The 12,895-nt window shown below is 70.5% G+C and carries 10 protein-coding genes; 1 reads left to right on the forward strand and 9 read right to left on the reverse strand.

Translation table 11 applies throughout. The features are described from left to right. Positions 1 to 705: 705 nt before the first annotated feature. The 9 genes from tyrS to argC all read right to left on the reverse strand — a co-directional run bounded on the left by tyrS (position 706) and on the right by argC (position 11,337). Positions 706 to 1,974 (reverse strand): tyrosine--tRNA ligase, encoded by a 1,269-nt coding sequence (tyrS, locus tag CIK71_RS11955; protein ID WP_096165909.1) that lies wholly within the window; start codon positions 1,972 to 1,974, stop codon positions 706 to 708. Between the two features lie 263 nt (positions 1,975 to 2,237). Further along, a complete protein-coding gene (argH, locus tag CIK71_RS11960; RefSeq protein ID WP_096165910.1) occupies positions 2,238 to 3,743 on the reverse strand; it encodes an argininosuccinate lyase in 1,506 nt (501 codons plus the stop codon). Then, on the reverse strand, positions 3,740 to 4,978 hold the full coding sequence (locus CIK71_RS11965; RefSeq protein ID WP_096165911.1) for an argininosuccinate synthase: 1,239 nt from the start codon (positions 4,976 to 4,978) through the stop codon (positions 3,740 to 3,742). The genes argH and CIK71_RS11965 overlap by 4 nt, the downstream gene beginning before the upstream one ends. A gap of 160 nt (positions 4,979 to 5,138) precedes the next feature. Further along, positions 5,139 to 5,738 carry an arginine repressor gene (locus tag CIK71_RS11970; RefSeq protein WP_096165912.1) on the reverse strand — a complete coding sequence of 200 codons (600 nt, stop codon included), beginning with the start codon at positions 5,736 to 5,738 and terminating at the stop codon, positions 5,139 to 5,141. Then, the gene (gene argF / locus CIK71_RS11975; protein WP_096165913.1) at positions 5,735 to 6,718 is read right to left on the reverse strand and encodes an ornithine carbamoyltransferase; all 984 of its coding nucleotides are present in this window, start codon (positions 6,716 to 6,718) and stop codon (positions 5,735 to 5,737) included. Before argF ends, CIK71_RS11970 begins: the two co-directional genes overlap by 4 nt. A 1-nt stretch (position 6,719) precedes the next feature. Beyond that, positions 6,720 to 7,955: an acetylornithine transaminase gene (locus CIK71_RS11980; RefSeq protein WP_096165914.1), complete on the reverse strand. Its 1,236-nt coding sequence runs from the start codon at positions 7,953 to 7,955 to the stop codon at positions 6,720 to 6,722. Beyond that, on the reverse strand, positions 7,948 to 8,895 hold the full coding sequence (gene argB, locus CIK71_RS11985) for an acetylglutamate kinase (protein WP_096165915.1): 948 nt from the start codon (positions 8,893 to 8,895) through the stop codon (positions 7,948 to 7,950). Before argB ends, CIK71_RS11980 begins: the two co-directional genes overlap by 8 nt. Further along, positions 8,892 to 10,061, reverse strand: a complete 1,170-nt coding sequence (gene argJ / locus CIK71_RS11990) for a bifunctional glutamate N-acetyltransferase/amino-acid acetyltransferase ArgJ (RefSeq protein WP_096165916.1) — start codon at positions 10,059 to 10,061, stop codon at positions 8,892 to 8,894. Before argJ ends, argB begins: the two co-directional genes overlap by 4 nt. A 148-nt stretch (positions 10,062 to 10,209) precedes the next feature. Then, positions 10,210 to 11,337: an N-acetyl-gamma-glutamyl-phosphate reductase gene (argC, locus tag CIK71_RS11995; RefSeq protein WP_338022876.1), complete on the reverse strand. Its 1,128-nt coding sequence runs from the start codon at positions 11,335 to 11,337 to the stop codon at positions 10,210 to 10,212. 433 nt (positions 11,338 to 11,770) lie between these two features. On the opposite strand from argC, the gene CIK71_RS12000 reads away from it, so the two are divergent. Beyond that, positions 11,771 to 12,895 (forward strand): ABC transporter permease, encoded by a 1,125-nt coding sequence (locus tag CIK71_RS12000; RefSeq protein ID WP_096165918.1) that lies wholly within the window; start codon positions 11,771 to 11,773, stop codon positions 12,893 to 12,895.

The raw sequence follows: 12,895 nt of genomic DNA on the forward strand, positions 1-12,895 counted from the left end.
GATATCAAACAACACGCGCACATCGTCATCTCGCCGCTATCAGCGGCGTGAGTCAGAGGCTCGGGTGCGCCTTCCGGATCAACCGGCGGGCGACTACTTGTCTTCGTCGGCCCGGCGCGAGTCACTACTCTAGCAGATCTTCGCGGTCCGGTCCAACTCCGCTCCGTGTGTCCTGCGCCTCGGTCGGATCGCTATGCGATCGTCCCAGTGAGCTGGTCACGGCCGTTCTCCTGGTTTCCCGGGAGTCCGGGTCTTCAGCGTCTCCTCATCCGCTCCGTGCCGCTGCTCCCGGGGGAACCTCTCGGCCTTTCGCGTCTGCGTCCTCGCTGCTGACAAGAAAGAACATTACGCGCCACCGGCCCGGCGGGCAAACCCGGAAATCGTCCGGTTCGACAGCACCGACAAGCACCATCACTGCAGGTCACTGCGCGTTTCTGGTCTCTGGGAAAGCGCTCCGGAGTGCTGATGTGATCCACGTTTGAGAGTGGGGTCACGAGGAGTTGCTGCGCGGTACTCGCCCATGGCATTTACACGCGCTGCGGGCGTCCCGAGAGAGCAGGGCGGGCTTCCCGCAGCTCTGCGGGGGCGCGCTCGTGCTCGCCCGAGAGCCGGCACGACCCGCTCCGCCGCGCTCGCGCCGGGACGACGCAGAACGCCCCGGCCTCCCTGATGCAGGGATACCGGGGCGTTCGACGGGCGTCATGGTCAGCCGTCGAGGCGGACCATGGCGGCGTTCTTGCGGCCGCGGCGCAGGAGCAGGTGTCGACCCGGAAGGGCGTCGAGATCCCCGATCTCCTGGGACAGGTCGTCGGCGGAGACCTTCTGTCCGTTGACCGAGAGGCCCCCTTCGTCGGCCCCGCGACGCGCGGCACCCTTGGACTGCACGATCCCCGACTCCACGAAGGCGTCCACCAGGGGCGAGGTCGGAGCCAGCTGCGCGGTGGGGAGCTCCCGGGAGATCGAGACGACCGTGGACTCGTCGAGCTCGCGCACGTCCCCGCGCCCGAACAGCACGGCGGCGGCGGCCGTCGCCTGGGCAGTGGCCTGTTCGCCGTGGACCAGCGTGGTCAGCTCATCGGCCAGGGCACGCTGCGCAGCACGCTGGTGGGAGGCCTCGATGGTCGCCTGCTCGAGCTCGGCGATCTCGTCCTGGCCGCGCAACGAGAAGTACCGCAGGTAGTTCACGACGTCCGCGTCGGCGGCGTTCAGCCAGAACTGGTGGAAGGCGTACGGGCTGGTGAGCTCGGGATCGAGCCACACCGCGCCGCCCTCGCTCTTGCCGAACTTCTGGCCGTCCGCCTTGGTGACCAGCGGCGTCGTCAGCGCATGGGCGTCCTTCCCCTCCACCTTATGGATCAGGTCGACGCCCGAGAGCAGGTTGCCCCACTGGTCGTTCCCGCCGAACTGGAGCGAGACCCCGTGGCGGCGGTTCAGCTCGAGGAAGTCCAGCCCCTGGAGCACCTGGTAGCTGAACTCGGTGTAGCTGATGCCCTCATCGCTCGAGAGGCGACGCGCGACGGTCTCCTTCGCGAGCATGGTGCCCATGCGGTAGTGCTTGCCGATGTCGCGCAGGAACTCCAGCGCGCTCATCCCCCCGATCCAGTCGAGGTTGTTGACCATCTGCACGCCGAACTCACCGTCCAGGTCGAGGAAACGCGAGATCTGGTCCCGCAGGGTCCCCACCCAGCCGGCGACGACGCTCTCGTCGTTCAGCACCCGCTCCCCCGACATGCGGGGATCACCGATGAGTCCGGTCGCACCGCCCACGAGAGCGTAGGGCTTGTGCCCGGCGAGCTGGAAGCGGCGCATGGTGAGCACCTGGGTCAGGTGACCGACGTGCAGGGAGGCGGCAGTCGGGTCGAAGCCGCAATACAGGCTGATCGGTCCGTCCGCCAGAGCGCTGCCGAGCGCCTCACGCCCGGTGGTCTGCACGACGAGTCCTCGCCAGGCGAGCTCGTCCAGGACGGTCTGCATCGATCAGTTTCCTCTCTGCGGGGCACGGTGTGCCGGATTCGGTGAGGCTGCGGGCCGACGGGTCGTCGGCGCGGCAGCCGGATCAACGACGCTCGGGAAGAGCGTCGTGCGTCATTGTCACAGATCGGCGCTCGCGCGGCAGGTTCGGACCACGGGACGACGTCCGGACGGAGCTGCGGCCGACGACCTCAGGGGTCGTCGGCCGCAGCTCGGGTACCTGGTCCGGCGGTCGGGCTCACGGGCCCGGCACCGACGGGATCAGCTCACTGCTCGCGGGTGAAGGCCCGCAGTGCGGTGAGGGTCTCGGAGACCGCCTGCTCCTGCTCGGCCACGCGCGCCGGAGCGGTTCCGCCCTTGGCGTCGCGCGAGGCGATCGAGCCGTCCACGGTGAGCACCTCGCGCACGGTGGAGTCCAGGTGCTCGGAGATCTCGGCGAACTCGGCGTCCGTGAGGTCCCACAGCTCCTTGTCCTGATCCTCCGCGACCTTCACGCAGGCGCCCGAGATCTCGTGGGCCTGGCGGAAGGGCACGCCCTGGCGCACCAGGTGATCGGCGATGTCGGTGGCCAGCGAGAATCCCTGCGGCGCCAGCTCCGCCATGCGCTCGGTGTGGAACACGAGCGTGGCCATCATCCCGGTGAACGCCGGCAGCACCAGGTCCAGGGAGTCGACCTGGTCGAAGACCGGCTCCTTGTCCTCCTGCAGATCGCGGTTGTACGCGAGCGGCAGCGCCTTCAGCGTGGTCAGCAGCCCGACCAGGTCGCCGACGATGCGTCCGGCCTTGCCGCGCGCGAGCTCGGCGATGTCCGGGTTCTTCTTCTGCGGCATGATCGACGAGCCGGTGGAGAAGGAGTCGTCCAGGGTGATGAACGAGAACTCCTTCGTGTTCCACAGGATGACCTCCTCGGCCAGGCGTGACAGGTCGATGCCGATCATCGCCAGGACGAAGGAGAACTCCGCGGTCAGGTCCCGCGAGGCGGTCCCGTCGATCGAGTTCCACACCGAGTCGTCGAAGCCGAGCTCGGCCGCGACGGCCTGCGGATCCAGGCCCAGGCTCGATCCGGCGAGCGCACCGGAGCCGTAGGGCGAGACCGCCGCCCGACGGTCCAGGTCCCGCAGCCGCTCCACGTCACGCAGCAGCGGCCAGGCATGGGCCAGCAGGTGGTGGCTCAGCAGCAGGGGCTGGGCGTGCTGGAGATGCGTGCGCCCCGGCATCGGCACCCCGTGGACCTCGACGGCGCGGGCCAGGAGCACGTCGACCAGGTCCAGGACCTGGTCGCCGACGGTGCGGGCACGATCGCGGAGGAACAGGCGGATCAGGGTGGCGATCTGGTCGTTGCGGGAGCGACCGGCGCGCAGCTTGCCCCCGAGGTCTCCCCCGGCCCGCTCGATGAGCCCCCGCTCGAGGGCGGTGTGCACGTCCTCGTCATCGGGAGCGGCGACGAAATCGCCGGAGGCGACGTCCGCGGCGAGCTGGTCCAGGGCGTCCTGCATCCCCGTCAGCTCGTCGTCGGTCAGCAGACCGGCGGTGTGCAGCACGTTCGCGTGGGCCTTGGAGCCCCGCAGGTCGTACTGCGCCAGGCGCCAGTCGAAGTGCGTGGACTTCGAGAGCGCGGCGAGCGCCGCCGCCGGACCGGTGCCGAAGCGTCCGCCCCACAGCGAGGCGCGCTCCTGCGCCGCCGAGACGTCGCCCGGCGTCGGGACGCCGTCGACCGCGCCGTTCGCGCCGGCCGCGCCGTTCACGCCCGGGACGGTGCCGTCCGAGGTCATGCGTCCTCCCCGTCGGCGGTCGAGAGGTCCTCGCCGTTGCCGAACGTGACGTCGCGGGCCGCAGCCTGCTTCGCGGCCAGGCCGTAGATGTCGATGAAGCCGCGGGCGCTGCCCTGGTCGAAGGTGTCGCCCTCGTCGTACGTGGCGAGGTTGAAGTCGTACAGGCCCGTCTCCGAGCGACGTCCGGTCACGGTGGCGCGACCGCCGTGCAGCACCATGCGGATGTCGCCGTTCACGTACAGCTGGGTGTCGTCGATGAAGGCGTCCAGGGACTTCTTCAGCGGCGAGAACCACTGGCCGTCGTAGACCAGGTCGGACCAGCGATCGCCGACGGTCCGCTTGAAGCGGGCCTGCTCGCGCTCGAGAGTGACGCGCTCCAGCTCCTGGTGCGCGGTGATCAGGGCCATCGCACCGGGGGCCTCGTAGACCTCGCGGGACTTGATGCCCACCAGGCGGTCCTCGACGATGTCGATGCGGCCGATGCCCTGGGCGCCGGCGCGACGGTTCATCTCCTGGATGGCCTCGAGCGGGGTGACCGGGCGGCCGTCGATCGCGACGGGGACGCCGCGCTCGAAGGAGATGACGACCTCGTCGGCGACCGGCGGGAACGCCGGGTCGTCGGTGTAGCTGAAGATGTCCTTGGTGGGCTCGTTCCAGATGTCCTCGAGGAAGCCGGTCTCGATGGCGCGGCCCCACACGTTCTGGTCGATCGAGAACGGGTTGTGCTTCGTGGTCTCGATGGGCAGGCCCTTGCGCTCGGCGTACTCGATCGCCTTGTCGCGGGTCAGGGCGAGGTCGCGCACCGGTGCGATGCACTTCAGCTCCGGAGCGAGCGAGGTGATCGAGACCTCGAAGCGCACCTGGTCGTTGCCCTTGCCCGTGCAGCCGTGGGCGACGGTGGTGGCGCCGAACTTCTTGGCGGCCTTCACCAGGTGCTTGGTGATCACCGGGCGGGAGATCGCCGAGACGTTCGGGTAGGCGTCCATGTACAGCGAGTTGGCCTTGAGGGCTGCCATGCAGTACTCCTCGGCGAACTCGTCGCGGGCGTCGGCCACGTAGGCCTCGACGGCGCCGCAGTCCAGGGCGCGCTGGCGGATGACCTCGAGGTCCTCGCCGCCCTGGCCGACGTCCACCGCGCAGGCGATGACGTCGGCGCCGGTGGCGTCGTGGATCCAGCCGATGGCCACGGAGGTGTCGAGTCCGCCGGAGTAGGCGAGGACGATGCGTTCGGTCACGAGAGTGCTCCTAGTCGAGTTCGATGGGTCGTGCGGGGCGCGGCAGGGCCGGCGCCGGGAGGGAAAACTGTCCGGTCAGGTCGTGCAGGTCCGTATTGGTCGATGCTGGTCTGCGCTGGTCTGTGCTGGTCGGTGCTGGTCGGTGCAGGTCTGTGCCGAGCTACCGAGGCGGGTGCGGCGGCTCCGTGCGGTGAGGCCGGGCCGCGGCCTCCGACTCGGGGGTCGCTGCCTCGGCGGCGTCCCGTCGGCCGTCGGCCAGGTCCAGCAGACGGGCGGCGAGCCGGTCCCCGCCCGAGGGATCCCGGGCGACGAGCAGCACGGTGTCGTCCCCCGCGATCGTACCGAGGACATCGGGCATGACCGATCTGTCCATGGCCGAGGCGAGATACTGCGCACCTCCCGGGGGCGTGCGCACCACCACGAGGTTCCCGCTCGCCTCCGCGGAGACGAGAAGTCCCTCGGCCAGACGCGGCAGGCGGGCCTCGAGCAGCTCGTTCTCGGCCGGCGGTCCGGCGGGACGAGCCGTGCCGCCCTCGGGAGGCAGCCGGTAGACCAGGCTGCCCGCGGAGCCGCGCACCTTCTCCGCCTGAAGCTCGACCAGATCCCGGGACAGCGTGGCCTGCGTGACCTCGATCCCCTCCGCGGTCAGCAGCTGCGCGAGCTGCGACTGGGAGGAGACCTCCTGGTGGGTCAGCACCTGCACGATGCGCTGCTGCCGGGAGGTCTTGGTCTGCGCGAGGGCCCGCCGCTGATCGCTCATCGTCGGCCCTCGAGCGGCACGGCATGCTCCGCAGTCCGCTCGTCGGGATGCGTGAGGAGCCAGGCCAGCAGCGCCTTCTGGGCGTGCAGGCGGTTCGCCGCCTCGTCCCAGACCACCGAGGTGGGACCGTCGATGACCGACGCGGCCACCTCCTTGCCCCGGTACGCGGGCAGGCAGTGCAGGAAGACGCCGCCGGAGAGCTCCATGAGCTCGTCGGTGACCTGGTACGGGGAGAAGGTCTCCTCGCCCCGACCGTCCTCGCCCTCCTGCCCCATCGACACCCAGGTGTCGGTGATGACGGCGGTGGCCCCGGCGACGGCCTCGCGCGGGTCCTCGGTCACGGTGATGCTGCCGCCCGTGGCCGCGGCGATCTCCTCGGCCCGGGCGAGCACCTCGGGATCGGGGTGATGGGAGGCGGGGGCGCCGATCCGCACATCCATCCCGGCGGTCGCGCCGCCGAGCAGGTAGGAGTGGGACATGTTGTTCGCCCCGTCGCCGAGATAGGCCATCGACCGGCCGGCGAGCGCCGCCTCACCCTCGGCCAGACCGCCGGTGTGCTGGGCGATGGTCTGCAGGTCGGCGAGGATCTGGCAGGGATGGAACTCGTCGGTCAGGGCGTTGACGACGGGCACGGTGGCGTGCGCCGCCATCTCCTCGATCCGCTCCTGCCCGAAGGTGCGCCACACGATCGCGGAGACCATGCGGGTCAGCACCTGGGTGGTGTCCGCGACGGACTCGCCACGTCCCAGCTGACTGGAGCCGGCGTCGATCACGAGGGGGCTGCCGCCGAGCTCGGCCACCCCGGTCGCGAAGGAGACCCGCGTGCGGGTCGAGGACTTGTCGAACAGGACCGCGACGGTGCGAGGGCCCTCGAGCGGCCGCTGGGCGAAGCGATCCTCGGCGAGCTCGAGGGCGAGCGCGAGGACCTCCTTCTGCTCGGCAGGGCTGAGGTCGTCGTCGCGCAGGAAGTGGCGGGGCATATCAGTTCTCTCCTTCGGGAGCCGCAGCCCCGAGCAGTCCGGGCAGGGCGGCGACGAACGTGTCCAGATCCGCCTGCGTGATGATCAGCGCGGGCGCCAGCCGCAGCGTCGACGGATTCGGGGCGTTGACGATGAAACCGGCCTCGAGGGCCGCAGCGGCGACCTGCTGGGCGATCGGGGCATCCAGCCCGATGCCGAGCAGCAGGCCCGCCCCGCGCACCTCGGTGACCAGAGGGTGGTCGAGGGCGAGCACGTCGGCCGAGAACTGGGCGCCCACCGTGCGCACGTGCGAGAGCAGATCCTCCTCCCACATCGTGCCGAGCACGGCGAGGCCCACCGCGCAGGCCAGCGGATTGCCGCCGAAAGTGGTGCCGTGCTGGCCCGGCTCCAGGAGGTCATGGACCTCCTGGCCGAAGGTGACCATGGCGCCGATCGGGAACCCGCCGCCGAGACCCTTGGCAAGAGTCATCACGTCGGGCTGGACGTGCGGGACCGCCTGGTGGGCGAACCAGTGACCGGTGCGACCGATGCCGGTCTGGACCTCGTCGAGGATCAGCAGGGTGCCGTGCTCGCGGGTGAGGCGACGCAGCGCCTGCAGGTACTCGGTGCCCAGCGGCTGCACTCCCGCCTCGCCCTGGATGGGCTCGGCGAACACAGCGGCGACGTCCCCGGGAGCGAGGGCCGCGGCGAGCGCCTCCACGTCACCGGCCGGCACGAACTCGACGCCGCCGGGCAGGGGCTCGAAGGGTGCCCGGTAGGCCTCCTTCGCGGTGAGTGCGAGCGCACCCATGGTGCGGCCGTGGAAGGAGTTCGACAGCGCGAGGATGCGCGGTCGTCCGGTGCGGCGGGCGAGCTTGAAGGCCGCCTCGTTAGCCTCGGTGCCCGAGTTCGCGAAGAACACGGCGGAGCCGGCGGGCGCCTCGGCCAGGTCCAGCAGCTTCTCGGCGAGCTCGATCTGCGGAGCGCTCGCGAAGAAGTTCGAGACGTGGCCGAGGGTCTCGGCCTGTTTGCTCAGCGCGGAGAGGATCGCCGGATGGGCGTGGCCCAGAGTGTTCACCGCGATGCCGGCGAGCAGGTCGAGGTACTCCGTGCCGTCGGTGTCCCAGACGCGCACGCCCTCGCCGCGGGCGAGGATCTTCTGCGGCGTGCCGAACACGGGCAGCAGGGCGTCGCGGTACCGGGTGTCGAGGCCCTCGACGGGGGCGGTCGTTCCCTGCTCAGACGTTTCCTCAGACATAGTCGTCCCTCCTCACCATCGTGCCCACACCCTTGGCGGTGAACACCTCGAGCAGCACTGCGTGCTCGATCCTTCCGTCGATCATCGCGGCCGTGCGCACCCCGGCGTCGACCGCGTCCAGCAGCGACTCCGCCTTGGGGATCATCCCGGCGGTGAGCGAGGGCAGCATGGCCCGCAGCTCGCTCGCGGAGACCTCGGGGATCAGGGAGTCGCGATCCGGCCAGTCACCGTAGAGCCCCTCGACGTCGGTGAGGACGACGAGCTTCTCGGCGTCCAGCCCGGCGGCGAGAGCAGCGGCGGCGAGATCGGCGTTGATGTTCAGCACGGCGCCGGTGGGGCGGCCGTTCTCGTCGATCTCCGGGGCGATCGACGAGACCACCGGGATGCGGCCGGCGTCCAGCAGATCCTGGATGGACTCGGGCCGCACCTGGGTGACGGCGCCGACGTGCCCGAGGTCGAGCTCCTCGCCGTCGACCACCGTGCCCCGCCGACGGGCCGAGAACAACCGGGCGTCCTCACCGGACATCCCGATCGCGTAGGGGCCGTGCTCGTTGACCAGGCCCACGAGCTCACGGCCCACCTGGCCCACCAGCACCATGCGGACGATGTCCATCGTCTCGGCGTCGGTCACCCGCAGGCCACCGCGGAACTCGCTGTCCACGCCCACGCGCTGCAGCATCGCGTTGATCTGCGGGCCGCCGCCGTGGACGACGACCACGTGAATGCCGGCATGGCGCATGAAGACCATGTCGGCGGCGAAGGCACGCCGCAGGTCGTCGTCGATCATCGCGTTGCCGCCGTACTTGACCACGACGATCTTCCCCATGAAGCGCTGCATCCAGGGCAGCGCCTCGATGAGGATCTCGGACTTCGCACGGGCGTCCGCCTGGGCGGTCGTGAGCTCGGCGAGCGGGTTCTTCCCGGTGGGAGAGCTGTTCATGAGGAGTAGGCGCTGTTCTCTTCGACGTAGTCGTGGGTGAGGTCGTTGGTCCAGATGTCGCCGGTCGCGGAGCCGGCGCCGAGGTCGACCTCGATGAGGGTCTCACGCGGGGTCATGTCCACCTCGGAGCGGTCGCGGTGCGCACCGCCGGCGCGGCACACCTCGACGCCGTTGACGGTGACCGACAGGTGGTCGACGTCGAAGGGGGCGACGGCCTCGGGCACGCAGCCCGCGGCGGCGACGATGCGCCCCCAGTTCGGGTCGTTGCCGAAGATCGCGGCCTTGACCAGGTTGGAACGGGCGATCTCGCGGGCCACGGCGAGCGCCGCCTGCTCGGTGGTCGCGGACCGGACGACGACGTGGACGTCGTGGCTCGCACCCTCGGCGTCGGCCACCAGCTGGCGGGCGAGATCCGCGCTGACGGCGCGCACGGCCTCTGCGAGCTCATCGGCCTCCACGGCGATGCCGCTCGCACCGGAGGCCAGCAGGATCACGGTGTCGTTGGTGGACATGCAGGCGTCGGAGTCGACCCGGTCGAAGGTCGTCGCGGTCGCGCCGCGCAGGGCAGCGTCGGCCGTGGCGGCGTCGACGTCCGCGTCCGTGGTGAGCACGACGAGCATCGTGGCGAGCTGTGGCGCGAGCATGCCCGCACCCTTCGCCATCCCGCCGACGACCACGCCGGAGGCGGTGGTGGCCTCGGCGGTCTTCGGCACCGAATCCGTGGTCATGATCGCGCGGGACGCGGCGGCATCGGCCTCGTCACCGGAGGAGAGCTGCTCGGTCGCGGCGGTGATCCCGGCCAGCAGCGGATCCATCGGCAGCCGCTCCCCGATCAGGCCGGTCGAGCAGACCAGCACGTCCTGGGCGGAGATGCCGAGGAGCCCGGAGAGATGCTCCGCCGTGCGGTGGGTGTCGGCGAAGCCGTCGGGCCCGGTGCAGGCGTTGGCGCCGCCGGAGTTCAGGACCACGGTGCGGGCGCGGCCGTCGGCCACGGCCTGGCGGGACCAGACCACCGGCGCGGCCTGCACCCGGTTCGAGGTGAAGACGGCGGCGGCGGTGTCGCGCGGCCCGTCGTTGACGACGAGGGCGAGGTCCTCCGCGCCGCTGGACTTGATGCCGGCGACGAGGCCGACGGCCCGGAAGCCGCGAGGGCGGGTGATGGTCATGTGGGGCTCCTGGGGGAACGGCGGGGGAAGCGTGAAGGCGAAGACGTGGGCGGGATCGGGGCGGAGCGCGGGCACGACGCGGACCGCGCGTGGGCACGAGGAGCGGCCGACGGGTCCCGACGGGACGGGCCGCGGCCGATCCGGTGGCTCAGGGAGCGAGCGCGGTGCGCGACAGGCCGGTGCCCTCGGGCAGGCCGAGCGCGAGGTTCATCGACTGGATGGCCGCGCCAGCGGTGCCCTTGACCAGGTTGTCGATCGCGGCGATCACGGTGGCCTGGCCGCTGTGGCGGTCCACGGCCGCGCCCAGACGGATCACGTTCGCCCCGGCGACCTCGCCGGTCGTGGGGAAGACGCCCTCGGGCAGCACGGTGAGGAAGCGCTCCTCGGCGTAGTCCGCGCTGAGCGCCGCGAGCAGATCCGCGGTGGTGGTGCCGTCGGGGACCGGGGCGTTCACGACGGCGAGGATGCCGCGGCTCATCGGCACCAGGACCGGGGTGAAGGTGAGGCGCAGGCCCTCCGCGCCCGAGGCACGACGAAGGTTCTGCAGCACCTCGGGCACATGGCGGTGGCTGCCGCCGACGGCGTAGGGGGCAGCGCTTCCGGAGGCCTCCGCGAACAGCAGGTGCTGCTTGGCCGACCGGCCGGCCCCGGAGTAGCCGACCGGGAGCACGGCGCTCAGCCGGGAGGCGTCGACGAGACCGGCGCGCACCAGCGGAGCCAGGGCGAGGGAGACTGCCGTGGCGTTGCAGCCGGGCACCGCGATCTCCCGAGAGCCGACGATCTGGTCCCGCTGGCGGGTGCCGTCCGCCAGCGGGAGCTCGGGCATCCCGTAGGTCCACGTGCCGGAGTGCTCGCTGCGGTAGTACTCGGCCCAGTCCTCGGCGCTCTCGAGCCGGTGGTCCGCTCCCAGGTCGAGCACGAGCACGTCCGGGTCCTCGGCGCGCAGGGCGGCCGCGATCTGCCCGGACTGCCCGTGCGGCAGCGCGAGGACCACGACGTCATGACCCGAGAGTGTCTCGACCGTGGTCTCCTGCAGCACCGGGTCGTGGCCGAGGTCGATGTGCGGAGCGACCTCGCTCAGCCGCTTCCCCGCGCTCGAGTGCGCGGCGACGGTGGCGATCTCGACCCCCGGGTGCGCCGAGAGCAGGCGCAGGGTCTCCCCCCCGGCGTATCCGGACGCGCCGACCACGGCGACACGGGGCAGGCGCGCGGCGCGACCCGCCCGGGTGGCGGCGGCGCCGGCAGTGGAGACGGGGGCGTCCGATGAGGAAGTCATGCCGGAAGTATATACAGGACCATGCATGTTCAGCCAGTTCTTACCGCGCCGGCCTCAGGGAAGTCCGTCACGTCGCGCCTGCCATCCGCACGGTCTGCGGGTACACCCGTCCACACCGACCCCCGACCCCACCAGCCGCCACGCCCCCTATGACGGGTTGTGCACAGCGGTTCCGTCGACCACTCCCTCCTCGAAGGCGGCCTCCAGAACGCCCAGTCCGTACGCAGCACGCCCACGCGGCACGCCCCATCACGGCGGCGCGCCGAGCGCGGCAGCATTGCGGAGCCGCTGCACCCAAACGTTTTACCGCGGTTTCGTCACGAGTGTGTAACGGGGCGCCTGGCGAAGAAGTTAACCGCTAAAGTCACCAGAGACAACCGATCATCGACGATCGCTCGGAACCCGAGCACGTCACGTTCACAAGGTGGTGATCATGACCGAGCCAGCACCCTTGGACGCCCTGGCGAAAGCAGAGCCGACGGCCGCCCCCGCCGGCGAGCCCCCAGCAGGCTCCTCGCCAGAGCGCCCGCGGTCCGGTTCCCGCGCGAGTCGCCTGGCCGGCCTGGTCTACCTGCGACAACGTCTGACGATGTACTTGATCGTCGCCTTCGCGAGCATCCTGGTGAACTTCATCCTCCCGCGCTTCATGCCCGGCAATCCCGCCACGCAGATGATCCGCGACATCACCAACCGGACCGGAGCTCCACCCTCGGGCTACCAGATGCGCCTGATCAAGGCACGCTACGGGGACCCCGACCGCTCGATCCTGCTGCAGTTCTGGGACTACATCACCCAGCTCGCCCAAGGAGATCTCGGCCAGTCAGCGCAGTACTTCCCGATCTCCGTCAACGAGCTGATCGGCCGGGCGCTGCCGTGGACGCTGTACCTGGCGATCGTCTCGACGGTGCTCGGCTGGATGGTCGGCACCTATCTCGGCGCCCGCCTCGGATGGAGGCCCGGCCGGCGACTCGACGCGATCCTCACCCCGGTCTCGATGTTCTTCAGCTCGATCCCCGCCTTCTGGCTCGGACTGCTCATCGTCTGGTACCTCGCCTACATGAACGGCTGGTTCCCCAACCAGGGCGCCTACAACAACTCGCTCCCTCAGAACCTCCTCAGCCCGGACTTCCTCCTCTCCGTCCTGTATCACGGGGCCCTGCCGTTCTTCACACTCATCATCGTCGGCTTCGCTCGTTGGCTGTTCTCGATGCGCAACATGATGATCACGACGGTCAATGAGGACTACGTGCAGCTCGCACGAGCCAAGGGGCTGCGGGAGAACCGGATCCGCAATCGCTACGCCGCCCGCAACGCCCTGCTGCCCAACTTCACGGGACTCGCCCAGAGCATGGGTGGAGCCCTCACCGCGGTGATCCTCGCCGAGACGGTCTTCGTCTACCCCGGCATCGGCTCGCTGCTCACGGGCGCTCAGGCAGCCCGCGATTACCCGGTCATGCAGGGCGTGATGCTGATGGTCATCTTCGCCTCCCTGCTGTTCAACTTCATCGCCGACTCCGTATACGTCCTGCTCGATCCCCGCACCCGGGAGGTGAAGTGA

The sequence above is a fragment of the Brachybacterium alimentarium genome (assembly GCF_002332425.1).
Taxonomy (GTDB): domain Bacteria; phylum Actinomycetota; class Actinomycetes; order Actinomycetales; family Dermabacteraceae; genus Brachybacterium; species Brachybacterium alimentarium.

Coding starts and splice junctions, on each gene's coding strand:
- tyrS (WP_096165909.1), bottom strand. CDS start 1,974: ATGCAGACCGTCCTGGACGAGCTCGCCTGGCGAGGACTCGTCGTGCAG.
- argH (WP_096165910.1), bottom strand. CDS start 3,743: ATGACCTCGGACGGCACCGTCCCGGGCGTGAACGGCGCGGCCGGCGCG.
- CIK71_RS11970 (WP_096165912.1), bottom strand. CDS start 5,738: ATGAGCGATCAGCGGCGGGCCCTCGCGCAGACCAAGACCTCCCGGCAG.
- argF (WP_096165913.1), bottom strand. CDS start 6,718: ATGCCCCGCCACTTCCTGCGCGACGACGACCTCAGCCCTGCCGAGCAG.
- CIK71_RS11980 (WP_096165914.1), bottom strand. CDS start 7,955: ATGTCTGAGGAAACGTCTGAGCAGGGAACGACCGCCCCCGTCGAGGGC.
- argB (WP_096165915.1), bottom strand. CDS start 8,895: ATGAACAGCTCTCCCACCGGGAAGAACCCGCTCGCCGAGCTCACGACC.
- argJ (WP_096165916.1), bottom strand. CDS start 10,061: ATGACCATCACCCGCCCTCGCGGCTTCCGGGCCGTCGGCCTCGTCGCC.
- argC (WP_338022876.1), bottom strand. CDS start 11,337: ATGACTTCCTCATCGGACGCCCCCGTCTCCACTGCCGGCGCCGCCGCC.
- CIK71_RS12000 (WP_096165918.1), top strand. CDS start 11,771: ATGACCGAGCCAGCACCCTTGGACGCCCTGGCGAAAGCAGAGCCGACG.